This window comes from Nitratireductor sp. OM-1 (assembly GCF_003296175.1).
Lineage (GTDB): Bacteria > Pseudomonadota > Alphaproteobacteria > Rhizobiales > Rhizobiaceae > Nitratireductor > Nitratireductor aquimarinus.
In genome coordinates this window covers 1,098,184-1,123,430 of the sequence record NZ_CP029208.1, presented here as the reverse complement: position 1 = coordinate 1,123,430, position 25,247 = coordinate 1,098,184, and the positions used below count along the sequence as shown (strand labels likewise).

Annotated in this window: 22 protein-coding genes; 4 read left to right on the top strand and 18 right to left on the bottom strand. The window is 63.8% G+C overall.

The window, feature by feature from the left end; genetic code table 11:
* Positions 1 to 2: 2 nt before the first annotated feature.
* The 11 genes from addA to DEJ54_RS05280 all read right to left on the bottom strand — a co-directional run bounded on the left by addA (position 3) and on the right by DEJ54_RS05280 (position 17,141).
* A complete protein-coding gene (gene addA / locus DEJ54_RS05330; RefSeq protein WP_113153653.1) occupies positions 3 to 3,527 on the bottom strand; it encodes a double-strand break repair helicase AddA in 3,525 nt (1,174 codons plus the stop codon).
* Positions 3,524 to 6,649 carry a double-strand break repair protein AddB gene (addB, locus tag DEJ54_RS05325; RefSeq protein WP_113153652.1) on the bottom strand — a complete coding sequence of 1,042 codons (3,126 nt, stop codon included), beginning with the start codon at positions 6,647 to 6,649 and terminating at the stop codon, positions 3,524 to 3,526. The genes addA and addB overlap by 4 nt, the downstream gene beginning before the upstream one ends.
* A complete protein-coding gene (locus DEJ54_RS05320) occupies positions 6,639 to 7,388 on the bottom strand; it encodes a nucleotidyltransferase family protein (RefSeq protein WP_113153651.1) in 750 nt (249 codons plus the stop codon). The genes addB and DEJ54_RS05320 overlap by 11 nt, the downstream gene beginning before the upstream one ends.
* The gene (gene tsaE, locus DEJ54_RS05315) at positions 7,385 to 8,893 is read right to left on the bottom strand and encodes a tRNA (adenosine(37)-N6)-threonylcarbamoyltransferase complex ATPase subunit type 1 TsaE (RefSeq protein ID WP_113153650.1); all 1,509 of its coding nucleotides are present in this window, start codon (positions 8,891 to 8,893) and stop codon (positions 7,385 to 7,387) included. The genes DEJ54_RS05320 and tsaE overlap by 4 nt, the downstream gene beginning before the upstream one ends.
* Positions 8,894 to 8,902: 9 nt before the next feature.
* Positions 8,903 to 11,425: a PAS-domain containing protein gene (locus tag DEJ54_RS05310; RefSeq protein WP_371685962.1), complete on the bottom strand. Its 2,523-nt coding sequence runs from the start codon at positions 11,423 to 11,425 to the stop codon at positions 8,903 to 8,905.
* A 203-nt stretch (positions 11,426 to 11,628) separates the two neighbouring features.
* Complete coding sequence (gene ahcY, locus DEJ54_RS05305; protein WP_113153648.1) at positions 11,629 to 13,029, bottom strand: adenosylhomocysteinase; 1,401 nt, start codon at positions 13,027 to 13,029, stop codon at positions 11,629 to 11,631.
* Between the two features lie 147 nt (positions 13,030 to 13,176).
* Positions 13,177 to 13,497 (bottom strand): HPr family phosphocarrier protein, encoded by a 321-nt coding sequence (locus DEJ54_RS05300; RefSeq protein ID WP_236042166.1) that lies wholly within the window; start codon positions 13,495 to 13,497, stop codon positions 13,177 to 13,179.
* Positions 13,494 to 13,895, bottom strand: coding sequence for a PTS sugar transporter subunit IIA (locus DEJ54_RS05295; protein ID WP_113153647.1), 402 nt, complete (start codon positions 13,893 to 13,895; stop codon positions 13,494 to 13,496). The genes DEJ54_RS05300 and DEJ54_RS05295 overlap by 4 nt, the downstream gene beginning before the upstream one ends.
* Positions 13,896 to 14,151: 256 nt before the next feature.
* Positions 14,152 to 14,610 (bottom strand): HPr kinase/phosphorylase, encoded by a 459-nt coding sequence (locus tag DEJ54_RS05290; RefSeq protein WP_113153646.1) that lies wholly within the window; start codon positions 14,608 to 14,610, stop codon positions 14,152 to 14,154.
* Positions 14,611 to 14,616: 6 nt separating this feature from the next.
* A complete protein-coding gene (locus DEJ54_RS05285; RefSeq protein ID WP_113156099.1) occupies positions 14,617 to 16,389 on the bottom strand; it encodes a stimulus-sensing domain-containing protein in 1,773 nt (590 codons plus the stop codon).
* A 50-nt stretch (positions 16,390 to 16,439) separates the two neighbouring features.
* Positions 16,440 to 17,141 carry a response regulator transcription factor gene (locus DEJ54_RS05280; RefSeq protein WP_113153645.1) on the bottom strand — a complete coding sequence of 234 codons (702 nt, stop codon included), beginning with the start codon at positions 17,139 to 17,141 and terminating at the stop codon, positions 16,440 to 16,442.
* Positions 17,142 to 17,442: 301 nt separating this feature from the next.
* On the opposite strand from DEJ54_RS05280, the gene DEJ54_RS05275 reads away from it, so the two are divergent.
* The 4 genes from DEJ54_RS05275 (at position 17,443) to DEJ54_RS05260 (ending at position 21,082) form a co-directional block, all read left to right on the top strand.
* Positions 17,443 to 19,053, top strand: a complete 1,611-nt coding sequence (locus DEJ54_RS05275; protein ID WP_113153644.1) for a phosphoenolpyruvate carboxykinase — start codon at positions 17,443 to 17,445, stop codon at positions 19,051 to 19,053.
* A 102-nt stretch (positions 19,054 to 19,155) separates the two neighbouring features.
* A complete protein-coding gene (arfB, locus tag DEJ54_RS05270) occupies positions 19,156 to 19,590 on the top strand; it encodes an alternative ribosome rescue aminoacyl-tRNA hydrolase ArfB (RefSeq protein ID WP_113153643.1) in 435 nt (144 codons plus the stop codon).
* A 115-nt stretch (positions 19,591 to 19,705) separates the two neighbouring features.
* On the top strand, positions 19,706 to 20,161 hold the full coding sequence (lysM, locus tag DEJ54_RS05265; RefSeq protein ID WP_113153642.1) for a peptidoglycan-binding protein LysM: 456 nt from the start codon (positions 19,706 to 19,708) through the stop codon (positions 20,159 to 20,161).
* Positions 20,162 to 20,467: 306 nt separating this feature from the next.
* A complete protein-coding gene (locus tag DEJ54_RS05260; protein ID WP_113153641.1) occupies positions 20,468 to 21,082 on the top strand; it encodes an alpha-ketoglutarate-dependent dioxygenase AlkB in 615 nt (204 codons plus the stop codon).
* On the opposite strand, the gene coaA is transcribed toward DEJ54_RS05260, so the two are convergent.
* The 7 genes from coaA to hisH all read right to left on the bottom strand — a co-directional run bounded on the left by coaA (position 21,069) and on the right by hisH (position 25,246).
* Entirely contained in the window at positions 21,069 to 22,028 is a 960-nt protein-coding gene (gene coaA / locus DEJ54_RS05255; RefSeq protein WP_222510479.1) for a type I pantothenate kinase, read from the bottom strand. The genes DEJ54_RS05260 and coaA overlap by 14 nt on opposite strands.
* Before the next feature lie 93 nt (positions 22,029 to 22,121).
* On the bottom strand, positions 22,122 to 22,442 hold the full coding sequence (locus DEJ54_RS05250; protein ID WP_113153640.1) for a phosphoribosyl-ATP diphosphatase: 321 nt from the start codon (positions 22,440 to 22,442) through the stop codon (positions 22,122 to 22,124).
* On the bottom strand, positions 22,439 to 23,239 hold the full coding sequence (hisF, locus tag DEJ54_RS05245; protein ID WP_113153639.1) for an imidazole glycerol phosphate synthase subunit HisF: 801 nt from the start codon (positions 23,237 to 23,239) through the stop codon (positions 22,439 to 22,441). The genes DEJ54_RS05250 and hisF overlap by 4 nt, the downstream gene beginning before the upstream one ends.
* The gene (locus DEJ54_RS05240) at positions 23,236 to 23,562 is read right to left on the bottom strand and encodes a hypothetical protein (RefSeq protein ID WP_113153638.1); all 327 of its coding nucleotides are present in this window, start codon (positions 23,560 to 23,562) and stop codon (positions 23,236 to 23,238) included. The genes hisF and DEJ54_RS05240 overlap by 4 nt, the downstream gene beginning before the upstream one ends.
* Positions 23,559 to 24,293 (bottom strand): 1-(5-phosphoribosyl)-5-[(5-phosphoribosylamino)methylideneamino]imidazole-4-carboxamide isomerase, encoded by a 735-nt coding sequence (hisA, locus tag DEJ54_RS05235; protein ID WP_113153637.1) that lies wholly within the window; start codon positions 24,291 to 24,293, stop codon positions 23,559 to 23,561. Before hisA ends, DEJ54_RS05240 begins: the two co-directional genes overlap by 4 nt.
* Before the next feature lie 3 nt (positions 24,294 to 24,296).
* Positions 24,297 to 24,596, bottom strand: coding sequence for a DUF1330 domain-containing protein (locus DEJ54_RS05230; protein WP_113153636.1), 300 nt, complete (start codon positions 24,594 to 24,596; stop codon positions 24,297 to 24,299).
* Positions 24,596 to 25,246: an imidazole glycerol phosphate synthase subunit HisH gene (hisH, locus tag DEJ54_RS05225; RefSeq protein WP_113153635.1), complete on the bottom strand. Its 651-nt coding sequence runs from the start codon at positions 25,244 to 25,246 to the stop codon at positions 24,596 to 24,598. The genes DEJ54_RS05230 and hisH overlap by 1 nt, the downstream gene beginning before the upstream one ends.
* Position 25,247: the final 1 nt, after the last annotated feature.

Below are 25,247 nucleotides of genomic sequence, written 5' to 3'. Positions count from 1 at the left end.
TGTCACGCCGGGGCAAGACGATCAAGCGCAGCCGCCAGCTCCTCCTCCGGAACAGGCAGCAGAACCGGCGCTTCCGTGAAGAGCAGCGCAGCCTCGATCCGGCGGCCGGGATAGAGCGGTTTGAGAAGCTCCGCATAAAGCGCAAGCTGCGCCACATAAGCGCCGGGCGCTTCGGCCAGCGTCTCCGGCGTCGGGCGGTTCGTCTTGTAATCGACGATCAGCACCGCTTCGTCGGTGACCGCAAGACGGTCGATCTTGCCGGAGACGGCATGACGCCGCTCGCCGAGCGTCAATTCGCCCATCACGGAAATCTCCGCCCGCGAGCCGGCCGCGAAAATCGCACTGAAACGCGCATCCTCCAGAATGGCCCGAACCGAACGCCAGACGCTCTCCCGCTCCTGCGCGGTCCAGCCGCTGCCGACACGGTCGAGATAGCGCTGCGCGGCCGCCTCACGCGCATCCTCCCGGCAGTCGGGCAGCAATTGCAGAAGCCTGTGCACGGCGATACCGCGCTGGATCGCAAAGCCCGGCTTCCGCTCTCCGTCGAGCACCGGCGACCGCGGCGAGGGCACCGGCTCGTAATCGGCCTCGATCAACGCCCCCGCCCGCGATGGCGAAAGCGGACGCGGCAGGTCTGTCGGCATTGGCGGCGGCGTCAGCAAAGTCTCCGGCAGCGCTGTTTCAGGCGCGGCTTCGGCCACTGGCGCCGCCTCTTCCTCGACCGGTGGCGCTTCGCTCACACGGTAGCGATAGACCGGCGCACAGGCTGCGGGACGGTCCAGCTCCACCGCGACCTCCGCACCTGAAAGCGCCTGCCGCACCGTGTTCTGCCAGGTCAGGTCCTGCGGTTCGCGCGCACCGTGATAGCCGCACACGATCAGCCGGTCCTCGGCCCGCGTCATGCCCACATAGAGAAGCCGGCGGTATTCTTCCTCCGCCTTGACCTTTGCATTCGCCTCGAAGCCTGCCGCCACCGAATTGGAGACATCCTTGCCGGCGCGCCAGAGAAAGCCCTTGCCCTGCCAGCCCTCGCCACGCGGCGCAAACGGCATCAGCTTTGGCAGATGCTGCGCCACGAAGGGCGCGCTGCCCGGATCGACGAGAAACACCACCGGCGCTTCCAGCCCCTTGGCGGCATGCACCGTCATGATGCGCAGCTCGTCGCGCGTCTGATCCATCTCGCGCTTGATCTCCGGGGCCTGCCCGTCAAGCGCCGAGAGCAGCGCTTCGAGACCGTTGAGCCCCGCCCGCTCGCCGGCCAGCGCAAAGGACAGGAACTCGTCGAGAATGTCATTCGCCTCGTGGCCGAGCCGCGCGACAAACAGCCGGCGCGCGCCTTCCCGGTCCCGGCTGCCCGAAAGCAGCCCGGCATAGAATTCAAAGGCCGGCTTGAACGCCGCCTCGTTCTGCCAGCGTTGCAGCGTCTCGACCATGCCGGCCACCGCCGGGTCCGACAGCGCCTGCGCCCGCATGGCGTCAAACAGTGGAACCGCCCGGCCACGGTTCCAGGCAAGCCGGAACAGGCGCTCCTCATCCATGCCGAACAGCGGGCTTTTCAGCACCGCAGCCAGCGAAAGGTCGTCATGCGGCTGCAGAAGAAAGCGGCCAAGCGCGATCAGGTCCTGCACGGCAATATGCGCCGTCAGTCGCAGGCGGTCCGCACCGGCCACATCGATGTGGCGGTTCTTGAGGCTGCGCGACAGTGCATGCACGAAGCGGTCGCGCTTGCGCACCAGAACCAGCACATCGCCCGCCGTCAGGCGCTTGCCAGTGCCTTCGATGATCTCGCCATTCCGGATCCAGTCCTCGACGGTCTGGGCAATGGTTTCGGCCAGTCGCACCGCCGGAGCCGACGCGTGGTCGATGGCTTCCGTCCAGTCGTCGGGCTCCTCCACCACTTCCGGCGCTATGGGCGACCACACTTCCACATAGCCTGGCTGGCCGGCGCGCACCGCCAGATGCTCGATCGGCTCGGGATCATGGGTCAGCCCCTGCGCCGCCTCTTCCCTTGAGAACACCAGGTCGGCCGCTTTCAGAACATCCTCGGTTGAGCGGAAGGAATAGCGCAGGCGCAGGCGCTCGAAACGGCGCTCCGCCGCCCGCACCTTCTTTTCGAAGGCCCGTCCGCTTTCGCCGAATGCTGCCGGCTCCGCTCCCTGGAAAGAGTAGATCGACTGTTTTTCGTCGCCCACCGCGAAGATGGTGCGCTGCAATCCCTCGCGCGCACTTTCGCCGGCAAAGAACTCTTCGGCAAGCAGTCGCACGATCTGCCATTGCTCGGGGCTCGTATCCTGCGCTTCGTCGATCAGAACGTGGTCGATGCCCTTGTCGAGCTTGTACTGCACCCACGGTCCGGCATCGGCGCGCGCCAGAAGCCGGATCGTGCGCGTGATGAGATCGTTGAAATCGAGAAAACCGCGTGCCCGCTTCAGCCGTTCGTAGCGCGCGATCATGCCGTCGGCGATCACCAGTGCCGAACGGGTGGCCTCCAGCATGCGGAACAACGCCACACGGTCGACTGCAGTGCGGATCACCTCCGCCGCTTCGACATAGCGCTCCACGATATCGGGCAGGGCGGCGCGCAGCGCCTTCTTGAACGTGCTCTCGCCATAAACGCCGCCATCGGCCTTGAGAAAACCCTTCCGCAGATGCTCCAGCCGGCGCAGCGGGTCGCGCTCCTCGAAGGCCAGCGTCGCCTCCGGCACGATGCCCTTCAGCACCGTCTTGGCGTCCACCGCCTCCGCCTCGGCCACAAGCGCGCGAAACGCGCTGGCGTCGAAACCGGGAAGCGGCCAGATGGAAGCGGCAATCGCCTCGGCGTCCTCACCCGGCGCAAAACCGAATTCCTCGAACAGCGCGCTGTAGGGAACCGGGTCGTTGGCAATCTCGTCGATGAAGGCGCGCAGCCCGTCGCGACGGGAGACGATTTCCGACAGGAGATCCTGAAGACCGCTCTCGCCACCGCGCTCCAGCACTTCGGCGAAGGCGTCCGACAGCACCGCGTCCTCGCCGGCAGCGCCCGACAGAAGATCGCGCCGCGCCTCGGCCAGCAGCGCCTCTTCCATCTGCGAATCCAGTAGCTCGAAATGGCCGGCAATGTTCGCCTCGAGCGGGAACTGATGCAGGATCGCCTCGCAGAAGGCGTGGATCGTCTGGATCTTCAGCCCGCCCGGCGTTTCCAGCGCACGGGCGAAAAGCCGCCGCGCGCGGGCGAGCGTTTCCCGGCCTGGCCTGCCGCCCTCAAGCTTGGCAATGACCTCCGACAGCGCATCGTCGGACATCAGGCTCCAGCCCGCGAGATCGCGAAACACGCGGTTGGCCATGTTGGCTGCGGCGGCGCGCGTATAGGTCAGGCAGAGAATCTTCGACGGATCGGCCCCCTGAAGCAGAAGGCGGATCACGCGCTGGGCGAGCACATGTGTCTTGCCCGACCCGGCATTGGCCGACACCCAGGCGGAGTTGGCCGGATCGGCGGCCAGCGCCTGCGCCCGGATCGTGTCTTCGGGGATGAAGGGCAGCTTCTTCATTCGCCCTCTCCGCCATCGCCCGTATCGCCACCGGCCGACCATTCGAGCACACGCGCCAGATGATCGTAGTCGCCGCCCACATCGCCTTCGCGGAATGGCAGGACGCGTGAGCGGTAGCCGGTCTCGGCCTTGTGGTAATGCGCGAGAAGCTGCGATAACCGCTCCCACGCTTCCTCGGCCATGCCGGGCGCTGTCTTGTCGCTGTTCTTGATCTTGAGAATGGACTCGGAAAACACCTCGCCATTCGCCTTGAGCCGCACATAGGCAAGTTCGTTCGGCTGCGCAGCCCCCACATCGGCAAACGCGCCGCGCTGAAGAAGTGCGGCCTCAAGCGCCAGCTGCGGGGAAATGAGCGTGTGCGCCTGACGCCGCGAGGGCGTCGCGCCCGTCTTGTAGTCGAGAATGTCGGCGCTGCCATCGTCACGAATGTCGATGCGGTCGGCGCGGCCTGAAAGGGTGAGGCCGAGCTTCGCCACCTCGATGGCCGATGCGCGGATTTCCGCATGACGCCTGGCGATGCCCTCCGCGCGCCCGCGCTCCCATTCGATGACGGCCTCGGCCGTGCGCTCGAAACGCGGCCACCAGACGGTCGCCACATCCTGCGGCAGCCCTGCCTCGGCAAAGAGCCGTCGCCCGATGGCGGTCAGACTTTCGAGCGCCTCATGCCCGGACGGATCGTCCACCTCCTTGATGAAGTGCTCAAGAATGTCGTGGAAGAGATTGCCGCGCTCGGCAGCCCCCGGATCGCGGATCAGAGGGTCGAGGGCAACCAGCTCCAGAATGCGCTTCGCGTAGACCGCATAGGGGTCGCGCCGCAGCGTCTCGATCTCCGTGACCGAGAAGCGCGTCGGCCGCGCTTCCACCGCCGGGGCCGGTTCGGGTCGCGGAGCGAAATCTTCGTCCGGTCTGTCGTCCAGAAGGCGCGCCCAGCCGATCAGCCTGCGGCCCCGCACGCGCATCGCCTCGGTCGCTTCTTTGCCGGCAAATGCAGTGATGCGCTGCAGCCAGCGCGAAGCGACGGCGGGGGCATCGCCGGCGCGCGCGGCGCGGGTCAGCACCACATTCTCCGATCCCATCGCCATCATGAAGTCATGCGCCGCCTGACCGATACGCCGCTCCGGCGGCTCCAGCGAAAGCTCGGCCTTCATCAGCCGCGACATGAAGCGGTCGGAGGAGGGGATGCTTGGCCAGGTGCCCTCGTTCATGCCGCCCAGCACCAGCGTGTCGACACTGAGAAGCCGCGCCTCAAGCGCCCCCCAGATCGCCACGCGCTTGTCTGCGCCCATGGTCGGCTTCACCACTTCGGTGGCGATCAGCGCCGCAAAGACCGGCGGCCATTCGCTGGCGTCGAAGGGCAGCGTCGTGTCGGAGCCGACCAGTCCGCGCAGGAAGGCGGCCATGGCCTGCCCCCGCTCGCCCTCATAGTAATTGGTGAGGCTGCCATCCTCGGAGCGCCCAAGCGCCTCCAGCACCTCCACGGTAAAGCGCGCCATGTCCGGCACGCCGACACCGCGCACGCCGCGCATCTCGACCAAGGGCGTAAGCGCCGCGCGCAATGCCTCCAGTACGGCGCGAGCTTCGGCAAGGGCTGCATCGTTGACGCGCACGAACCAGAAGGGCTTGCGCGTGCTGCTCTCGATGCCCGCCCAGCGCGTCTCGAACAGTGTGTCGAGCGTTGCGATATCGGGCCTTCCCGTGCCACCGCGCAGCGCCACCAATTCAATGGTCTCCGCCGCCCGTCGCACTTTGGCGCGTTTCAGCCCGAGCCGCAGGAGCGGATGTTTGAGCAGGGCCACCATGGCAATGGGCTCGCCGGGGCGAAACACCGTTTCCAGAAGCAGCCGCGCCAGCGTCGCCGGCGGACTGTCGGCCAGTGGCGTGCCGCCGGAATCGTCCGCCTCGATGCCGAAGCGCCGCAGCTCCACGGCCACCCGCCGCGCCAGCCCGCGATCCGGCGTCACCAGCGCTGCCGTAGCCCTGTCGCTGGTCAGCGCGAGGCGCAGCGCAACGGCAATCGAAAGCGCCTCGTCGCGCTCGTTGGCCGTTTCCACCAGCGTGACGCCGGCCAGCGCACCGCCTTCCGTTGCATCGTCCGCCAGCGCCCGGTTTTCAAGCCAGGCATCGGTGGTTTCCGCCGGGCGCAGCGTTTCGCTCACCAGCGCGTGCCGCAGCGCAAGCGCCGGCGAGGGCGCGCCGATCTCCACCACATCCGCCCGCTCCATGCCCATTGCGGCAAGCAGCTTCTTCAAGCCCGCCTGCGGGTGCCCGAAGGCGGATGGCTCGGCTGCATCGCCCACCGCGTCCCAGGCGCGCGCATCAAGCCGCTTGTCCAGCCCCGGCAACACCACCGCGCCATTGTCGAGCCCGGCAATTGTCGCCAGAAGCCGCGCCGTCGCCGGAATGGTACCGGTCGAGCCTGCCGCGATAACCGGGCCCCTGTGGGCCTGCGTCCTGAGCCGCGCCGTCTCGGCGGCCAGCATGGCGTTCCGATGCGCCGCCGGGTTGGAGCGGTCAAGCGCGTCAAGCAGGTTGGGCCAGTGCGCCGTGACGATCTGCAGGAATTCGAGCGTCACCTGCCACCAGTGCGCCAGCGCGTCGGGCGCAAGACCGGCAAGCTTCGTCCAGTCCGCTTCCTCGGTTTCGATCTCGTCCATCAGCGCGGCCAGATCCCGCGCGAGCCAGATGGAATCCGACGCCGAGGCCGGCACCACCACGCCTTCCTCGAAGAGCGCGGCCACATGGCCGGGCAGGCGCGCCTTCCACGCCTGCACCATCGGCGCCAGAAGCAGGATGCGGTCCAGCGCCTCGATGGGCGGCGCGAGATCGAGTGCGGAAGCACCCTCCGTGTCGAACAGCGCCGCCTCCTCGTCGAACTCACCCAGCGGGCGAATGACAGGCAGGATGGCCGACTGGCCGCTCAGCTTTTCAAGCAGCACATCGCGCAGCGCGCGTGCGGCGCGGCGGGTCGGCAGATAGATCGTGACATCCGCCAGCGCCAGCGGATCGCCATCATGGCGAAAACCGGGAACAAGCCGCCCGTCAAGCAGCGCTTCTGCAAGCGTCTCCAGGAAGTGGACGCCGGGGGGAATGGAATAGACGCGCGGCGGATGCTTAGCCGGCATCGCACTGCTCGCCGTGCGCGGCCACCACCGCTTCGGCGGGCGCGATCGCATCCGGCGTGCCGACGGTGATCCACGCGCCGTCCATCTTCATGCCGAACAGCCGACCCTTGCGCTCCGCTGCATCGAAATAGGTGTTCAGTGATTGCGGCTCATCGCCGGCCCCGTCGAAGATACGCGGATTGAGCACAATCGCCCCCGCATAGATGACGCCACCCGCCACGCCCCGGTCGCGGGCAAGGCGGCCATCCGCATCCATTCGGTAATCGGTCGAGCCGGAATGGCCCGTCGCCTGATCGGTATCCGCAACCATGAGGAGAATATCCATGGTCGCGTCGTCCCAGGCAAGGGCCAGCCGCTCCAGATTGGATGTGTCACCCTCGAGCCAGAACGTGTCGGCGTTGAGAATGAAGAACGGCGCATCGCCCAGATGCGGCAGCGCGCGGATAACGCCGCCAGCCGAATCCATGAGCCGGTCGCGCTCATCGGAAATGATTACATGCGGCGTAACGCGGTCAGCCAGATGCGCCTCCATCTGGTCGGCCAGATAATGCACATTCACCACCGCCGTGCCGACGCCGGCATGCTCAAGCATGTCCAGCGCGCGGTCGATCAGCGTGCGGCCTGCGACCTGGACCAGCGGCTTGGGCAGCGTGTCGGTGATGGGCCGCATGCGCTTTCCCAGCCCCGCCGCCAGCACCATCGCCGTATCAGGCATATTGTCGGGTCTCGCCCCGCTCATTCTTCATCTCCGCCGAGGAAACCCGCCTCTTCGTAGAAGCCGCGCAGCTCATCCAGCGCGGGGTGGCGCATCGCCCGGCGCAGATAGGTGCGGATGCGCGGCAGATGCTTGATGTAGAACGGCTTGTGATCGCGCTGCTCGAGCCGCACGAAGGTGCCAAGCAGTTTCGAATTGCGCTGCGTTCCGCAAATCGCATAGGCCTCGTCGAACGCCGCGCGGTCAAATGGTCCCTGCTCGGCGCGGGCGGCGCAATAGGCCTCCACCACGGCGCGCTCCAGCTCTTCCGGCATCGTCACGCGCGCATCGAGCGCCAGCGAGGCAACGTCATAGGCCGCCGGTCCGCACACTGCGTCCTGCAGGTCGATCAGCCCCAGCCGGTCAAACCCTTCGCGCTCGCCGCGCCAGATCAGGTTGGGCGAATGGAAGTCGCGCAGCACCAGGTTCTTTTCGAAATCTTCAAGGCGCGCGAAAAGCCGGCCCCAGCACTCCATATAGCCCGCGCGTTCTTCATCGCTTGCCGGACGTCCCGCCATGAACGGCATGTACCAGTCGGTGAGCAGGCTCACCTCGATGCCGAGCGCCTCGCGGTCATAGGGCGGCAGTTCATGCACATGCCCTTCATCCACCGGCATCTCGGTCGGCCAGGCGTCGCGGTGCAGTGCTGCCAGCAGGCGCGCCGCCTCCACATAACGCTCAGTCACCGGCTCGCCCTCGGGCGAAAGAAACGGCGTCACGCCCAGATGCTCGGTCAGAAGCAGCCCGGTTTCCAGATCCTGCGCATAGACCTCATAGGCCGCGAACCCACGCGCGCGAATGGTGTTCGCCATCGCCACGGATGCCGCGACCGACTGCGCCAGATGCGCGATCCGGCTATAGGGCCGCCCGCATGCCAGAAGCGGCTCGTCGCGCCGTTCCGGCGCATTCATCAGGATGCGTCGCGCGCCAAGCCGCGTGGTCACGGTCTCATAGGCGCGCAGCGAGGCGTCACCCAGAAGAAACGCGCGATGCGCCCGCTTTTCACCGGCCTTGTTCAGAAAATCGCGAATGGCGAAGCTGCGCTCCAGCCGAAGCATGGCGTCGTCCGGTCCGGTGATCACCGCCAGCCGGCCTTCGCCCTCGTCATGCAGTTCGAGCCGGATCGCATCCTTAAGCGCGTCACCGGCGCGCTCCGGCCATTCGACCAGCGCAACGCCGTCTTCCGCCGCTTCGAACAGGCCGAGTTCTTCCAGCTCGTCCGGCTCGCCCAGCCGGTAGAGATCGAAATGATGCACGGGAATGCGCGCATCATAGCTCTGCACCAGCGTGAAGGTCGGGCTCGGCACATCCATGTCCGGGTCTTCGGCCAGCGCGCGAACGATCGAACGGGCCAGCGTCGTCTTGCCCGCGCCGAGATCCCCCTTCAGGGCAAGCACATCGCCGGCGCGTAGCGCCACGGCGATGTCTTCGCCGAACAGCGTCGTTGCGTCTTCATCCGGCAGGAAGCGTTCCAGAACGCGCGCGGTCATAGGGTGTGGCTACTCTGCGGCGACCCGCGCCTGTGTCGGCGCGGAGGGGAAACGGCAGGTTACCGTGGTTCCACGCCCTTCGCCCGTGTCTATGTGAACAGAGCCGCCATGCAGCTCGACGAAACTCTTGACGATGGAGAGGCCCAGCCCCGCGCCGCGACGGCGACCGCCATTCACATGCGGCTCGAAGCGCCGGAAGATCGTCTCCAGCACGTCCGGCGCCATGCCCGGACCGTCATCATGCACGCTGAATTCGACCGCGTCGTCATACTGCCGCGCCACAAGCCGGATAATGCTGTGCTCCGGCGCATAATTGGCCGCGTTGGAGAGCAGGTTGAACAGCACCTGCCGCACCCGGTTCTCATCCGCGTGGAAGACCAGCGCGGCATCGTCCATCTGCACGTCGAGGCGGATCTGGTGCTCGCGCAGCCGCTCAGAGATGAGCCCGGCCGCAGCCTCGACCATGTCGCCGACCCGCACTTCGCCGATCTCCAGCTCCATGATGCCGGCATCGACCGTGGCAAGATCGAGAATGTCGTTCACCACTGTGAGAAGCACCGAAGACGACGAACCGATATGGTCCACATATTCGCGCTGCCTCTGGTTCAGCGATCCGGTGTCCTGAATGTTCAGAAGCTCGGTGAAACCGATGATGTTGGTCAGCGGCGAGCGCAGCTCGTAGGAGACGTGCTGAACGAAATCGTTCTTCAGCTTGTCCGCCTTCTGCAGCGCGTCGTTCTTTTCCTTCAGCGCACGTTCCACGTTCACGCTGTCGGTCATGTCGACAAACGTGATCATCACCTGCCCGTTGGGCAGCGGGATCGTCGCATGGCTCAGCACCGAGCCATTGCTTAATTCCACCTGTCCGTGCTGGCTGCGGCGCTCGTCATCGAAACCGGTGACCGAGGCAACGAAGCTGCGCCAGGGGCTTTCCTTCGCCAGCGGGTCGCAGACCGTGCGGATATCGGCGATGTGCGCACCCGAAGCGATCAGCGTATCGGGCAGGCTCCAGAGCCGCTGGAAGGCCGGGTTGGAAAGGCGCAGGCGACCATCGGGGCCGAACACGGCCACACCTTCGGTCAGATTGTCGAGCGTTTCGCCCTGCACCCGCATGGCCGCATTGTAGCGGCTTTCCAGGTCGAACTTTTCCGTCAGGTTTTCGAAAACCCAGGTCACGCCGCCCTTGGGCTGCGGATTGGCGATGACACGGATCGTGCGCCCGTCGGGCAGATGCCACCAGTGTTCTTCCGGCTTCATGCTGCGATAGGCGGAAAGAAGCTCCTGCTTCCAGCGACGCCATTCGGGCTGCTCGGCAAGCGTGCCTTCGCTGCGCAGACGGTCGAGCAGAAGCGCATTGTCCGGCGCGCTCTCCAGGAAGGGCGTGTCCAGATCCCAGAGCTTCTGGAAAGACTGGTTGAAGAAGCGCAGCTTCTGGTTCTCGTCAAAAATGGCGACAGCCGTGGTGAGCTGATCGAGCGTGTCGGAATGGCTCTGCACCGTGCTTTCGAACTCACGGCGGATCGTCTCCACCTCGCTGACATCGCTGGCGATGCCGGCCGAACCATGCGCACCCGCATAATCGGTGATCGCAAACACCCGGCGCTCGCCGCGCACAACGGCGGAGAGCGACTGCCTGAACACCTCATTGGCCTCGCGGTGGCGGCTGGTGATCTCTTCGCGCGCCGACATGGGCAGGAATTCAAGCTGCTCGCGTAGCACCGCATCACCGCTCGGCGCGTCGACAGCACCGGTGAACGCGCGGTTCACCCAGGCAAGCTGGCCTGCCTTGTCACGCAGCCAGAACGGCATGTCGAGGGAATCGAGCAGTCCCAGAACGGTCCTGCGCTCGGAAAGCAGGTTCTCCTGCTCCACCTGCATCCGCGCATGTTCTTCGCGCACGCCGGCAAGCGAGATGAAACGCAGCACGGTGTGCTGCGCCGACTTGCGTCCCTGCGCCTCAAGCAGCGTGCCCGAGCGCGTCTCGATGGTCAGATCGAAGTTCTCGCCTTCATCGCGCAGGTTCGCCAGCGCCCGGTCCAGCGCAGACGCCGCGCGCGGCATCATCCAGCGGCCGAATGCCAGAAACGCCGAGCGTTCATCCGGCGCGCCGCAGCCCGGCGGCAGATCGCCGACGATGGCCGGCTTGTCCGCGCCACCGCCCCACACGACAGCGCGTTGATCCTTGAGATTGAGAAGGGCTTCCGAGCGCCCCAGTGCGCCGCTAAGTTCAGCGACACGGGCGCGAAGCTCCAGATTTTCAGCAGCGATGCGCGCGCGTTGGCGGATCAGCCAGATGGCCGACAGAAACGCCGCGCCCATGATGCCGGCGAACACCGCGACTTCAATGACATCGGAAGCAGCAAAGGACACGCCTGGCGCAACCTGCGCGCTCGTCTGCGCGGCCGCCGTGAATGGCATGACCACGCTCGTCGTCAGCGTCAGAAACCGCATCAATCCCCGTGTGATGCCTGTTTTGCGCTGTCGGCCCCTAGGGCCCATAGATCCGCCGTTCAGCGGGTCCAGCCCCGGCATGTCTTGATCCTTCTTCGCCGCATGGTGTGGCAAGACCGCCCCTTCCTTTCGCCAGGCCCACAGCCCGGAAGGTCAGCCGCCTCGCGAATCACAGCACTGTACCGCGTGAGCGAATCGTCGTGAAGAAGGACGGGCGACAAAAATAATCCCGGACCAAAAGTCAATGGTCCGGGATCAATATGTTGTGCTTTGGTTAACGCCGCTTAATAGCGGTAGTGCTCCGGCTTGAAGGGACCCTGCGGCGTCACACCGATGTAATCGGCCTGCTCATCCGACAGCGTGGTCAGCGAAGCGCCAAGCTTGTCGAGGTGCAGACGGGCAACCTTCTCGTCGAGATGCTTGGGCAGAACGTAGACTTCGTTCTTGTACTCCCCGCCGCGCACGAAGAGCTCGATCTGCGCCAGCACCTGGTTGGTGAAGGATGCCGACATCACGAAGCTCGGGTGACCCGTCGCATTGCCGAGGTTCAACAGACGGCCTTCCGACAGCAGGATCATCCGCTTGTCATCCGGGAAGGTGATCATGTCGACCTGCGGCTTGATGTTCGTCCATTTGAGATTGCGCAGTGCTGCGATCTGAATCTCATTGTCGAAATGGCCGATATTGCCGACGATCGCCATGTCCTTCAGCTTGCGCATGTGATCGAGGGTGATGACGTCCTTGTTGCCGGTCGTGGTGATCACGATGTCGGCGGTCGGCGCGGCTTCGTCCAGCGTGACGACCTCGAAGCCGTCCATGGCGGCCTGCAGCGCGCAGATCGGGTCGACTTCCGTCACCTTCACGCGTGCGCCGGCGCCCGAAAGCGACTGCGCGGAGCCCTTGCCCACATCACCATAGCCGCAGACCACGGCCACCTTGCCGGCCATCATCACGTCGGTTGCGCGGCGAATGCCGTCGACCAGCGATTCCTTGCAGCCATACTTGTTGTCGAACTTCGACTTGGTCACGGAATCATTGACGTTGATTGCCGGGAAGGGGAGGAGGCCCTTCTTCTGCAGCTGGTAGAGACGGTTCACACCGGTGGTCGTCTCTTCGGTCACGCCCTTGATGGCTTCCTTCTGGCGCGTAAAGAAGCCCGGCGTTGCCGCCATGCGCTTCTTGATCTGCGCGAACAGAACTTCCTCTTCCTCGCTGCCCGGGTTGGACAGAACGTCCTCGCCGGCCTCGGCGCGCGCGCCGATGAGGATGTACATGGTGGCGTCGCCGCCATCATCGAGGATCATGTTGGAGGGCTCGCCATCCGTCCACTGGAAGATCTGATCCGTGTAAGTCCAGTACTCTTCAAGCGTCTCGCCCTTGATGGCGAAGACCGGCGTGCCGCCTTCGGCGATGGCCGCAGCGGCGTGATCCTGCGTCGAGAAGATGTTGCACGATGCCCAGCGCACATCCGCGCCAAGCGCCTTCAGCGTCTCGATCAGAACAGCGGTCTGGATCGTCATGTGCAGCGAGCCGGAGATGCGCGCGCCCTTCAGCGGCTTTTCCTTGCCGAACTCTTCGCGGCAGGCCATCAGGCCCGGCATTTCCGTTTCGGCGATCTCGATTTCCTTGCGGCCCCAGTCGGCCAGCGAAATGTCGGCGACCACATAGTCCTTGTCAGCGCTCATTGGCGTACTCTCCGATTGTGATGAATCCGGGCGCCACAGGCGAACGGCCGGGCGCGAATGCTGGCTTTTGACTACCAGAACAATGCGGCGCTCACAATGGATATAAAGAAATCTTTATTCGTGCATGTCGACTGATAAGGCCCGGTCTCAGCATTCCTCGCCGAAACGGTCGGCGATCAGAGCCTCGAGCGCATCGAGCAGCGCCTCGGCTTCAGGACCACTGGCGCTGACCCGGATGCTGCAGCCGGGGCTGGCCGCCAGCATCATCAGGCCCATGATCGAGGTTCCGCCGACGGTGATCCCGTCCTTCTCGACCTCGACATCGGCATCGTGGGCCTCCACCGTCTGCACGAACTTGGCGGAAGCGCGCGCATGCAGACCACGCTGATTGACGATGGTGAACTCGCGCCTGAGTTCCTCGGCGGCCGGTGCGCGAACCGGCATGTCGTTCGTCTGCGGCTCGCTCATTTTCCGCTCAGGACCTGGCTTGCGACATTGATGTATTTCCGCCCTGCGGTCTGCGCCTCTTCAAGCGCCTGCGCCATGTCGTCATTGGCGCGTGCGGAGGAAAGCTTGATCAGCATCGGAAGGTTCATGCCGGCAATCACCTCCACGCGGCCGGCATCCATGACCGAGATGGCCAGGTTCGACGGCGTTCCACCGAACATGTCGGTGAGGATGATCACGCCCGAGCCCGTATCGGCCCGCGCCACGGCGTCAACGATGTCGCGCCGCCGCTGCTCCATATCGTCTTCAGCGCCGATGGAGACTGTTTCAAGGTTTTCCTGATGACCCACCACATGCTCAACGGCGTGGCGGAATTCTTCGGCCAATTGGCCATGCGTCACCAATACGAGCCCAATCATCGGCACATCATCCGATTTCCTGGTTTGGCTTTCAAGGCTGCGCTCGAGGCTGTCACGCGTTCACTCCATCCAGCTGACTTTGCGGGCCTGCCCGCATATCCGGTTATTCTCATTTAGGCCTCGGTCCGCGATGGTCGACCCCTGAAGGCCCATCTCTGAAGACCAGACCCCAGACTGCCTCACGACAAGAGCGCTATCTTGTCAACGCACAGGCCGTTGACAAGCCCAAAACTGCGGCGAGTCGCCTAAATAAAGTTCAAACGGTGACTTGAGAGGGGCCAAAAGGCGGCAATTGAAGGGTTGCCGCGATGGCGTGAACGGCCCTTCGTGCCTGTCGTTGCGGCAATTCCACGCACGGAAGCGCGATGCCTTCATGGACCATTTGCTGCCCTTCGGAAAATCGCGGCGCGTCCTGTTCGTCGACAAGACGCACCACGAGATCCATCACGGCGGCCGGCATGTGCGCAAGCTTTGCAGGCCCGAGCCCGCGCGCTTCCGCCAGCCCGGCAATGGGTGCGGGCGTGCGCACGATCAGCCGGCCATTGCGGGCGGAGAGAAAAACCTGATCGTCTGAAATGAAGCAGGCAAACAGGCCCGCCGCCTTGAAAAAGGAGAGGGCCTCGAAGGCCAGCATGGTCTTGCCGCTGCCCGACGCGCCTTCGATCAATATGCCGTGACCGGCGACGACGATGGCGGTGGCGTGGCGGTTGTGCATGGCGGATCAGGTCTCCGCAGGCAGCGCGACGATGAACCGTGCGCCCTGAATGTCGCCGGGCTTCCCGCCCGCAATGTTTTCCGCCGTCAGCGTGCCGCCATGGGCCTCCACGATCTGCCGGCTGATGGAAAGACCGAGGCCGGAATTCTGGCCGAACGCCTCACCCGCCGGACGATCCGTGTAGAACCGCTCGAAGATGCGGTCGATGTTCTCGACGCGAATGCCCGGCCCGTTGTCCTCCACGGACAGGATGATGCGCTTGCCGACACGCGCCAGACGCACATCGATCCGCCCCGTCTTTTCCGGCACGAAGGAACGGGCGTTCTCGATCAGATTGGTGATGACCTGCCCAAGCCGCAGATCGTGGCCCTGAATGTAATAGGTCGCGTCCGCGCCATCCCGCTCTTCGGTGGCGAAGGTAATCTCGACCGGCTTCTTGCTGGACCCTGCTTCGCGGATCGCACTCACCAGATCACCCACAAACTGTTTCAGCTCCAGGCGGCTCGCATCTTCGCGCGAGAGTTCCGCATCGAGCCGCGACGCATCCGAAATGTCGCTGATCAGCCGGTCAAGGCGACGCACATCGTGCTGGATGATCTCCAGAAGACGTTCGCGCGACCGCTCATCCTTGGCGAGCGGCAGCGTTTCCACCGCGCTGCCGAGCGACGTCAGCGGGTTTTTCAGCTCATGCGCCACATCGGCGGCAAAGCTCTCAATGGCGTCAATGCGCGCATAAAGCGCCTTGGTCATATCGCGCAATGCCGCGGAAAGATTGCCAATCTCATCCTGACGATGTGAGAAATCCGGGATTTCCTCGCGCGACCGCGCGCCCCGGCGCACCCGCACCGCAGCTGCCGAAAGCCGGCGCAGCGGATTGGCGATGGTCGAGGCCAGCAGCAGCGACAGGATGGCCGTCACCAGCGCGGCAACGGCAAACACGCGCAGGATCGCCTTGCGCTCGGCTGCAACGATCTTGTCGATATCACCGCCCTGCGTCGACAGGAGAAGCACGCCGAGAACCGCCCGGAACCGCTGAACCGGCACGGCGACAGAAACGATCTGCTCGCCCTGTTCGCTGATCCGCACCACATAATTGGTGGTGCCCGTCAGCGCCTTCATCACCTCCGGATAGGCAACGCCGCTGCCGCCGGGCTGCTCGCGATAGACCGGCAGGTCACGGCGACGGAAAATCTCGCGCAGCCGCTGCCAGATGCTTTCGAACACGCCCGAGGGCTCGTCATCCACCGGCGGCAGTTCATAGCGCAGCACCTGGCCAAGATATTGGGAATCAAGCAGCAGGTTCGCATCCGGGTCGTAAATGCGCGCGCGGGTGCGGGTCTGCGGAATGAGCCTTCGCAGGAGAGGGGCCACCCGCTCCGGATTGATCGGGAAGTCGAGGCTTTCCAGCTGATCGGCGCGCAGGGGCAGGCTCTGTCCGGCCTGTAGCTCAAGCAGCTTGTCGGGATCGACGAGAATCGAGTCCGTTTCCACCTCGGCGGAGCTTGCAATGGCGCCGGCGATGATCTCGCCCTGCGTCATCAGGCTTTCCACGCGCGCGCTGATCAGTTCCTCGCGGAACTCGTTCAGATAAAGAACGCCGACGACCAGAACGCCGAGGCCCGCCAGGTTGAGAAACAGAATGCGCCGGGTGAGACTGGAGAAGACGTAATGCCCGAAAAGACGGCGCAACGGCACGGCGAGCCGGCCAAGAAAGGCCGGGCCCGTCGGTCGCGCAGCCCTTGAAGGCCGCTGCTCCGTCTTTTCCGTCTTTACACTCATCGCCACTGTCTTGTCCGGGCGCACGCCACGCAGCCGAATTGATTTTCGGCCTAGATCTCGCGGAAGCGGTAGCCCACGCCATAGAGCGTTTCGATCATGTCGAACTCGCCGTCAACTGCCTTGAACTTCTTGCGAAGCCGCTTGATGTGGCTGTCGATCGTGCGGTCATCCACATAGACCTGCTCGTCATAGGCGGAATCCATCAGCGCATCGCGGCTTTTCACGACGCCAGGTCGCTGCGCCAGCGAATGCAGGATCAGGAATTCCGTCACGGTCAGCGTCACCGGCTGCCCCTTCCAGGTGCAGGTGTGGCGCTCCTGGTCCATGACCAGCTGGCCGCGCTCCAGCGATTCTGACTGCTTGCCGGGCGTCTTGGCCGCCGTTTCCCGCGTGCTGGCGCGGCGCAGGACAGCGCGCACCCGCTCCACCAGAAGACGTTGCGAAAACGGTTTGCGCACGAAATCGTCGGCCCCCATCTTCAGGCCGAAGAGTTCATCGATCTCATCGTCCTTGGAGGTAAGGAAGATCACCGGCACGTCGCTCTTCTGGCGCAGGCGCCGCAGAAGCTCCATGCCGTCCATGCGCGGCATCTTGATGTCGAGGATCGCAAGGTTTGGCGGACGCGCACCCAGACCCTCAAGCGCCGAAACGCCATCGGTGTAGGTCTCCACACGGTATCCCTCGGACTCCAGCGCTATGGAGACGGATGTGAGAATGTTGCGATCGTCATCGACAAGCGCGATTGTTGCCATGTCTAGCGGCTCCCTCATGGGCATATCGTCCCTATCTGCATCAATCGGCTGCGCAGATGCAGGACAAATTGGGTACAAAATGTGGCATATAAAGAAGTCTGTGTCACACCGACACGGCCATGCGCCATCACAGTCCCCTTCGGAACTGTGCATATATCGGTCGAATCACGTACTTTTTAAACGATTTAAACGATTTTAAAATCTTTAAATCGATTAATGGTTTGAAATCCCTCGATTATTTGTGTTTTCAGCTTGGATCGCCTGCGGAGACAGGCATCTCAAGGGATTTTTGGTGGTTACGATGAACGAAACCGGCACGCGCAACCCGGCTTGCGGGATTGAGAGCAATGGTCTGAAAACGACGGGAAACGTCTATTACAACTTTCAGGCCGCTGCCCTCTATGAGGAAGCGCTGCGTCGCGGTGAGGCACGGCTTTCTGCCGATGGCGCACTCGTTGCCGAGACCGGCCAGCACACCGGCCGTTCCGCCAAGGACAAGTTCGTCGTGCGTACCGCCGACACTGAAGACGCCGTTTGGTGGGACAACAACAAGCCCATCTCGCCGGAGCATTTCGAAGCGCTCTATGCCGATTTCGTGAAGCAGGCGGCCGACCGCGACCTCTTCGTGCAGGATCTCGTCGGCGGCGCCGATCCGGAAAACAGCCTGCCGGTGCGCGTTGTTACGGAATATGCATGGCATTCCATGTTTATCCGTAACCTGCTCCTGCGTCCGGAAGTCGAGGCGCTCGACGCTTTCGTTCCGCAGATGACGATCATCGACCTGCCGTCCTTCCGCGCCGATCCCGAGCGCCATGGCTGCCGCACCGAGACGGTCATCGCCGTGGATCTGACCCGCAACATCGTTCTGATCGGCGGCACCTCCTATGCCGGCGAGATGAAGAAGTCGGTCTTCACCGCGCTCAACTACATCCTGCCCGCCAAGGGCGTGATGCCGATGCACTGCTCGGCCAATGTCGGCCCCGATGGCGACGCCGCCGTCTTCTTCGGCCTGTCGGGCACCGGCAAGACCACGCTTTCGGCTGATCCGTCGCGCACGCTGATCGGCGATGACGAGCATGGCTGGGGGGAGACCGGTCTCTTCAACTTCGAGGGCGGCTGCTACGCCAAGACGATCCGTCTGTCGGAAGAGGCCGAGCCGGAAATCTTCGCCACCACCCGCCGTTTCGGCACGGTGCTGGAGAACGTTGTCCTCGATGACCAGCGCCGCCCCGACTTCGACGATGGCAGCCTGACCGAGAACACGCGCTGCGCCTATCCGCTGCACTTCATCCCGAATGCCAGCGAAACGGGCCGCAGCGGCCATCCCAACAACATCATCATGCTGACGGCGGATGCCTTCGGCGTGCTGCCGCCCATCGCCAAGCTGACCCCGGCGCAGGCCATGTACCACTTCCTGTCCGGTTACACCGCAAAGGTGGCCGGCACGGAAAAGGGTGTTACCGAACCGGAAGCAACCTTCTCCACCTGCTTCGGCGCTCCCTTCATGCCGCGCCATCCTTCGGAATACGGCAATCTGCTGCGCGACCTGATCGCCCGTCACGGTGTGGATTGCTGGCTGGTCAATACCGGCTGGACCGGCGGTGCCTACGGCGTCGGCAACCGCATGCCCATCAAGGTCACCCGCGGCCTGCTCAATGCAGCGCTCAGCGGCAAGCTGAACGATGCCGAGTTCCGCACCGATCCGCATTTCGGCTTCGCCGTGCCGGTCGACGTGCCGGGCATCGATTCCAGCCTGCTCGACCCCCGCTCGACCTGGGCCGACAAGGCAGCCTATGACGCGCAGGCCCGTCGCCTGGTTGGCATGTTCATCGACAATTTCGAGAAATTCGAAACCCATGTCGACGCCAGCGTGCGCGAGGCCGCACCGCATCCGGCGGAAGCCGCCGAGTAACGCGCAGACTTGCATCCCAGGACCTGAACGCGCATTTTCAGGGCCCGGCCATTTGGTCGGGCCCTTTGTTTTGATGCAAGAAAACACAACCGGACTGGCGCAATGGCCGAGGGCGACCTCAACATCAGAAATGGCGTAACCGTCTTCGAGGACGAATTGCAGGAACAGTTCATCCGTTCCTCCGGTCCCGGCGGTCAGAACGTCAACAAGGTGGCGACCGCCGTTCAGCTGCGCTTCAACGCGAGGAACGCGCGCGGCCTGCCGCAGCGCATTCGCGAGAAGGTTCTGGAACTGGCGGGAAGCCGCGCCACGAAGGAAGGCGAGATCGTCATCGAGGCCGGACGCTACCGCACCCAGGAGATGAACCGCGCCGATGCGCGCGACCGGCTGACCGAACTTCTTACCCGCGCCGCCGAGCCACCGCCACGGCCGCGCAAGAAGACAAAGCCCACCCGCTCCGCCATCGAACGCCGCCTGAAAGCCAAGGCTGGCCGCTCCTCCATCAAGAAGATGCGCGGCAAGGTCAGCCACGACTAGAAGTTGCTGAAGATTCCGGGGCAAAATCGCCGCTTATTACCATTCAGTGTTTTACAGTTGAAATCTACAACCGTTACACGTCAAATATCCGCCAACTCAAACTGGAGACGTATCCATGGGCATTTTCGATTTCGTCAAATCCGTCGGCAAGAAGCTCGGCGTGGTGGACGAGGAGCCGCCGGCAGCAGACGAACTGAAGAAGGAACTCGATTCGCATAGCCTCGGCACCGACAAGGTCGATGTGATTGTGGAAGGGGACAAGGTCGTTCTGAAGGGCGAGGTCGCAGACCAGTCGGCCTTCGAAAAGGCCGTCGTGGCCGTGGGCAACACGCTCGGCATTTCCAAGGTGGAAGCCGGCGAGCTCAAGGTTGCCGCCGCCGAAGCCAAGGCCCCGGTCTTCTACACGGTCCAGAAGGGCGACAATCTCTGGAAGATCGCCGAAGCCAATTACGGCAAGGGCAAGGGTGCGAAATACACCATGATCTTCGAGGCCAACAAGCCGATGCTCGATGACCCGGACAAGATCTACCCCGGCCAGGTTCTGCGCATTCCCGATCTCGCCGAGGCATAAGCGCCCCCGGCACGATCTGACAGGAACGGCGGCTTTCGGGTCGCCGTTTTCTTTTGTCTGGGTGTAAGTTTCCCGGGTGAGATCGCACGGTTACATGCCGTGTCCGATCATGTGGCAACGGCGTTGTGCGTGGTTCGACAAGCTCACCATGAGGGTGGAAATACGCCTGCAAAACCCATCTGCGATGTTGCAGAATCAGACCTTTCTGCAAGGCCGCTGCATCCCTCATGGTGAGCTTGTCGAACCACGCACTACATCAATGCAGCGGCTCACCATGCACCGTGCTCGAGATGTAAGGAGACTGAATTGCCAACCCTCACCGAAGGCGTGCGCCATCTGCCGGGTTATCTCGACCGCACCGCCCAGGAAGCGCTTGTTGAAGACATTCGCGCCGTGGTGCGCGAGGCCCCGCTTTTCGTCCCGGTCATGCCGCGAACCGGCAGGGAAATGAGCGTGCGCATGACCAATTGCGGTCCGCTTGGCTGGGTCACCGACCGGGAGCGCGGCTATCGCTATCAGGAAACGCACCCTGTGACCGGAAAACCATGGCCGCCAATGCCGGCGCGACTACTCGCCCTGTGGGAGGAGGTGGCGGATTTCCCGGCTCCGCCGGAGGCCTGTCTCGTCAATCACTATGCTGAAACCGCGAAAATGGGCCTGCATCAGGATCGTGACGAACAGGAATTCGCCGCGCCCGTGGTGTCGGTTTCACTCGGTGATGCCTGCCTGTTTCGCGTCGGCGGCGCAAAGCGCGGCGACAAGACCGTTTCGGTCAAGCTGCAAAGCGGCGATGTGGTGGTGCTGGGCGAGGCAGGGCGGCTCGCCTTTCACGGCGTCGACCGCATCTATCCCGGCACCTCGACGCTGCTCAGCGCGCCGGGCCGCATCAACCTGACCTTGCGCCGCGTCACAGCTTCCTGAGCGCCACTTCGTCCGTCAGGTGATCCGCCCCCTTGCGCAGGATCAGATCGGCGCGCGGTCGCGTCGGCAGAATGTTCTCGCGCAGGTTCTTCAGGTTGATCGTCTCCCAGAGCTGCTCGGCAATGGCCAGCGCCGCGCTCGGCTTGAGCGCCGCATAGCGGTGGAAGAAGGATTCCGGGTTCTGGAAGGCCGTTTCGCGCAGCCGCATGAAGCGGTCCACATACCATTGATGGATCAGGTCTTCCGGCGCATCGATATAAATCGAGAAGTCGAAGAAGTCCGAAACCACCGGGATTGCAGTGCCATCCTGCGGCAAATCGCGGGTCTGCAGAACGTTGATGCCCTCGAAGATCAGGATGTCCGGGCGGTCGATGGTGCGGAACTCGCCGGGCAGCACGTCATAGGTGAGGTGCGAATAGAGCGGCGCCGGAACATTCGGCACACCGGCCTTGATCGCCGAGAGAAAACGCAGAACCGCGCCAACATCGTAGCTTTCGGGAAAGCCCTTGCGCTCCATCAGGTTCTCGCGCCGCAGGACCTCGTTGGGATAGAGAAACCCGTCCGTTGTCACCAGGTCGACCTTCGGGCTCGATGGCCAGCGGGTCAGAAGCTCCTGAAGAACGCGCGCCGTGGTCGATTTTCCAACGGCCACCGAGCCGGCAATGCCGATGATGAAGGGGGATTTGACCACGTCTTCGGAATTGAAGAAGACCTGCCGCTGGCGAAACAGAAGCTGGGTGGCCTCCACATGCGCCGAAAGGAGCCGCGACATGGACAGGTAGATCCGCCGCACCTCCTCCAGATCGACCGGATCGTTCAGCGAGCGCAGGCGCTGCACCTCGTCCTCGGTCAGCGTCAACGGCGTGTCGGCGCGGAACTTCGCCCACTTCTCGGCGGTGAAAATGCGATAGGGGGAGTAGTTCTCCCCAGAGACAAGCTGGTCCATGAAGTCCGCGGCCCCCTTCCTTGCCGCCATGGTTGTCTTATCGGTGTCGCCATCCATCATGCGATGGATGATGCCACCCAGGGCGGAAACGATCTATCCCTTTCGGGATGCCTTTTCCTCAATTCCGGTGCGCGCGGTGCGGCGCTCCAGTTCCGCCATCACCTCATCGACCGAAACGCCCTCCAGCGCCAGCACGACGAGCCAATGATAAAGGAGATCGGCGCTTTCGGAAATCAGGTCTTCGCGATCATGGGAAACGGCGGCGATCACCGCTTCCACGGCTTCTTCGCCAAGCTTCTGCGCAGCCTTCGGTGTGCCCCTGGCAAACAGCTTCGCGGTCCACGAGTTCTCATCGCCCGAACGCGCGCGCTCGGCGATGATGGCTTCCAGACGGGTGAGGTCGAACTGGCTCATACCTGCTCCGGGGTCTGCGCGGGATCGAGCCGCATGGGAATGCCGGCAGCCGCCATATGCGCCTTGGCCTCGCCGATCGTGTAAGTGCCGAAATGGAAGATCGACGCGGCCAGAACGGCGGTCGCATGTCCGTCGCGAACGCCTTCCACCAGATGATCCAGCGTGCCCACGCCACCGGATGCAATCACCGGCGCGCGCACGGCGTCGGCCACGGCGCGGGTCAGCGGAATGTTGTAGCCCGCCTTGGTGCCGTCGCGATCCATCGAGGTGAGCAGGATTTCACCCGCGCCGAGATCCACGACCTTGCGTGCGAACTCAACGGCGTCGATACCCGTTTCCCTGCGTCCGCCATGGGTGAAGATTTCCCAGCGCAGCGGCTCGCCTTCGCCGGAAACCTGCTTGGCGTCGATGGCCACGACAATGCACTGATTGCCGAACTTGTCGGCTGCACGCGCCACCAGTTCGGGATCGTTTACCGCCGCCGTGTTGATCGACACCTTGTCCGCGCCGGCAAGCAGCAGCTTGCGGATATCGGACACCTCGCGCACGCCACCGCCCACGGTGAGCGGCATGAAGCACTGCTCGGCCGTGCGCGCCACCACGTCGAAAATCGTTTCGCGGTTGTCGCTGGAAGCGGTGATGTCGAGGAAGCAGAGCTCGTCGGCACCGGCGGCGTCATAGGCCTTCGCGGCCTCCACCGGATCGCCGGCGTCGATCAGGTCGACGAAGTTGACACCCTTGACGACGCGGCCGTCCTTCACATCAAGACAGGGGATGACGCGGGCTTTGAGTGTCATGCGAGGTTCGCCTTCTTGCGGGCCCGGATCACGGCGATCATCAACGCCACTGTCCAGGCGATTAGCGCGGCCATGCCGAAGGGCAGGCTGATCAGTCCCAGCCAGCCCATCACGAACATGGAATATAGCATGTCGCCCCGGTCTTCACCGGCGATCATGCAGGGATTGCTGAAGCCCTCGTGAACCGTACAGCCATAGGTGCTGGCAAGGATGCTGGAGGCGGCAACCGAAAGAACGGGCAGCGCCGCCAGGACAAGGATCACCACCAGAAGAACGATGAAGGTTCTCTTGGTGCCCCGGCTCAGGCGACCGTCAGCGCTCACGCAGCCTCTCCCCTGAGCACTTTCAGCGCCTGGGCGGGGTCGATGCGGCCGTCATAGAGCGCGCGACCGGAGATCGCACCTTCCAGCTTCGCCGCATCGGGCATGGTCATGCGCACGATGTCGGCGATGGAGGCGAGGCCGCCCGAAGCGATCACGGGAATGGAAACGGCGTCGGCCAGTTCAATGGTCGATTCCCAGTTGATGCCGGTCAGAACGCCGTCACGGTCGATGTCCGTGTAGATGATGGCGGCCACGCCAGCGCCCTCGAAGCGACGCGCAAGCTCGATTGCCGAAAGATCCGAGGTCTCCGCCCAGCCTTCCACCGCAACCTTGCCGCCGCGCGCATCAATGCCGACGGCAACCTTGCCCGGAAACGCCTTGCAGGCCTCGATCACCAGAGCCGGATCGCGCACCGCAACCGTGCCGAGGATCACCCGCGACAGGCCCTTGTCGAGCCACGCCTCGATATGCTCCAGCGTGCGGATGCCGCCGCCCAGCTGCACCGGGTTCTTCGTCGCCTTGAGGATCGCCTCGACCGCATCGCCATTCACGCTTGCGCCGGCGAATGCGCCATTCAGATCGACCACATGCAGCCACTCGAAACCCTGCTCCTCAAAGGAGCGGGCCTGCGCGGCGGGATCGGTGTTGTAGACCGTCGCCTCGTCCATGTCGCCCAGCTTGAGCCGCACGCACTGGCCGTCTTTCAGGTCGATGGCGGGAAAAAGTATCATATGTCAGACGCCCTCGATAATGCTGAGCTTCGCCGTTGAATAATCCCGCCTGATGCCCAGCGCGTGCTGGTATTCCGGCGAGTTGTAGCAGGCAAGCGCCTGCTCATAGGAGCTGAATTCGATAATCACCTGCCGGTCGCCGGCAGGGTCTTCGGGCGCGGTATGCTGCCCGCCACGGGCGAGAAATTTCGCACCGTATTTCTCAAAAGCCTTCGCATTGGCTTCGATATACTTCTTGTACCCTTCCGGATCGGCGATATCGACCATCGCGATCCAGTAGCCTTTTTTGGTCGAAACCGTCATCAGGGCCTCCAGCGCAGGAAGTTTGCGATCAGGGCCAGGCCAAGCGCCTGGCTCTTTTCAGGGTGGAACTGCGTGCCCACCAGATTGTCCCGCGCAACGGCCGCCGTGATCGTCCCGCCATAGTCGGTGGTGGCCAGAATCTCGGCCTCATTGCGCGCCGCGAAATGATAGGAATGCACGAAATAGGCGTGCAAACCGTCCTCTCCGGTGGGGATTCCATCGAACAGGGGATGCGAATGTTTCACGTGAATCGTGTTCCATCCGATCTGCGGGATCTTCAATTCCGGGTCGGACGGGGTCATTTCCACCACGTCTCCGGCGATCCAGCCGAGCCCCTCGGTCACCGTCTTTTCAAGCCCGCGCTCGCTCATCAGCTGCATGCCAACGCAGATGCCGAGGAACGGACGACCCTTTTCGAGCGCCACATCCGTGATCGCCTCGACCATACCGGGCACCGCGCTGAGACCCTGCCGGCAATCGGCATAAGCGCCCACGCCGGGAAGCACGATCCGGTCTGCGGCGCGCACCGCATCCGCATCCGCCGTAACTGAAATCTCGGCCCCGATGCCGCTTTCGCGCGCGGCGCGCTCGAAGGCTTTCGCGGCCGAGCGCAGATTGCCCGAGCCGTAATCGATAATCGCAACCTTCATG

What these genes read in the sequence shown, in the direction of transcription:
- addA (WP_113153653.1), bottom strand. Translation starts at nt 3,527, where the DNA reads ATGAAGAAGCTGCCCTTCATCCCCGAAGACACGATCCGGGCGCAGGCG.
- DEJ54_RS05280 (WP_113153645.1), bottom strand. Translation starts at nt 17,141, where the DNA reads ATGGCAACAATCGCGCTTGTCGATGACGATCGCAACATTCTCACATCC.
- coaA (WP_222510479.1), bottom strand. Translation starts at nt 22,028, where the DNA reads ATGGACCAGCTTGTCTCTGGGGAGAACTACTCCCCCTATCGCATTTTC.
- DEJ54_RS05300 (WP_236042166.1), bottom strand. Translation starts at nt 13,497, where the DNA reads ATGAGCGAGCCGCAGACGAACGACATGCCGGTTCGCGCACCGGCCGCC.
- tsaE (WP_113153650.1), bottom strand. Translation starts at nt 8,893, where the DNA reads ATGACCGCGCGCGTTCTGGAACGCTTCCTGCCGGATGAAGACGCAACG.
- DEJ54_RS05295 (WP_113153647.1), bottom strand. Translation starts at nt 13,895, where the DNA reads ATGATTGGGCTCGTATTGGTGACGCATGGCCAATTGGCCGAAGAATTC.
- lysM (WP_113153642.1), top strand. Translation starts at nt 19,706, where the DNA reads ATGGGCATTTTCGATTTCGTCAAATCCGTCGGCAAGAAGCTCGGCGTG.
- DEJ54_RS05310 (WP_371685962.1), bottom strand. Translation starts at nt 11,425, where the DNA reads ATGCCGGGGCTGGACCCGCTGAACGGCGGATCTATGGGCCCTAGGGGC.
- DEJ54_RS05250 (WP_113153640.1), bottom strand. Translation starts at nt 22,442, where the DNA reads ATGAGCCAGTTCGACCTCACCCGTCTGGAAGCCATCATCGCCGAGCGC.
- DEJ54_RS05275 (WP_113153644.1), top strand. Translation starts at nt 17,443, where the DNA reads ATGAACGAAACCGGCACGCGCAACCCGGCTTGCGGGATTGAGAGCAAT.
- DEJ54_RS05290 (WP_113153646.1), bottom strand. Translation starts at nt 14,610, where the DNA reads ATGCACAACCGCCACGCCACCGCCATCGTCGTCGCCGGTCACGGCATA.
- DEJ54_RS05230 (WP_113153636.1), bottom strand. Translation starts at nt 24,596, where the DNA reads ATGACGGTTTCGACCAAAAAAGGCTACTGGATCGCGATGGTCGATATC.
- ahcY (WP_113153648.1), bottom strand. Translation starts at nt 13,029, where the DNA reads ATGAGCGCTGACAAGGACTATGTGGTCGCCGACATTTCGCTGGCCGAC.
- DEJ54_RS05320 (WP_113153651.1), bottom strand. Translation starts at nt 7,388, where the DNA reads ATGAGCGGGGCGAGACCCGACAATATGCCTGATACGGCGATGGTGCTG.
- hisH (WP_113153635.1), bottom strand. Translation starts at nt 25,246, where the DNA reads ATGAAGGTTGCGATTATCGATTACGGCTCGGGCAATCTGCGCTCGGCC.
- arfB (WP_113153643.1), top strand. Translation starts at nt 19,156, where the DNA reads ATGGCCGAGGGCGACCTCAACATCAGAAATGGCGTAACCGTCTTCGAG.
- addB (WP_113153652.1), bottom strand. Translation starts at nt 6,649, where the DNA reads ATGCCGGCTAAGCATCCGCCGCGCGTCTATTCCATTCCCCCCGGCGTC.
- hisA (WP_113153637.1), bottom strand. Translation starts at nt 24,293, where the DNA reads ATGATACTTTTTCCCGCCATCGACCTGAAAGACGGCCAGTGCGTGCGG.
- hisF (WP_113153639.1), bottom strand. Translation starts at nt 23,239, where the DNA reads ATGACACTCAAAGCCCGCGTCATCCCCTGTCTTGATGTGAAGGACGGC.
- DEJ54_RS05285 (WP_113156099.1), bottom strand. Translation starts at nt 16,389, where the DNA reads ATGAGTGTAAAGACGGAAAAGACGGAGCAGCGGCCTTCAAGGGCTGCG.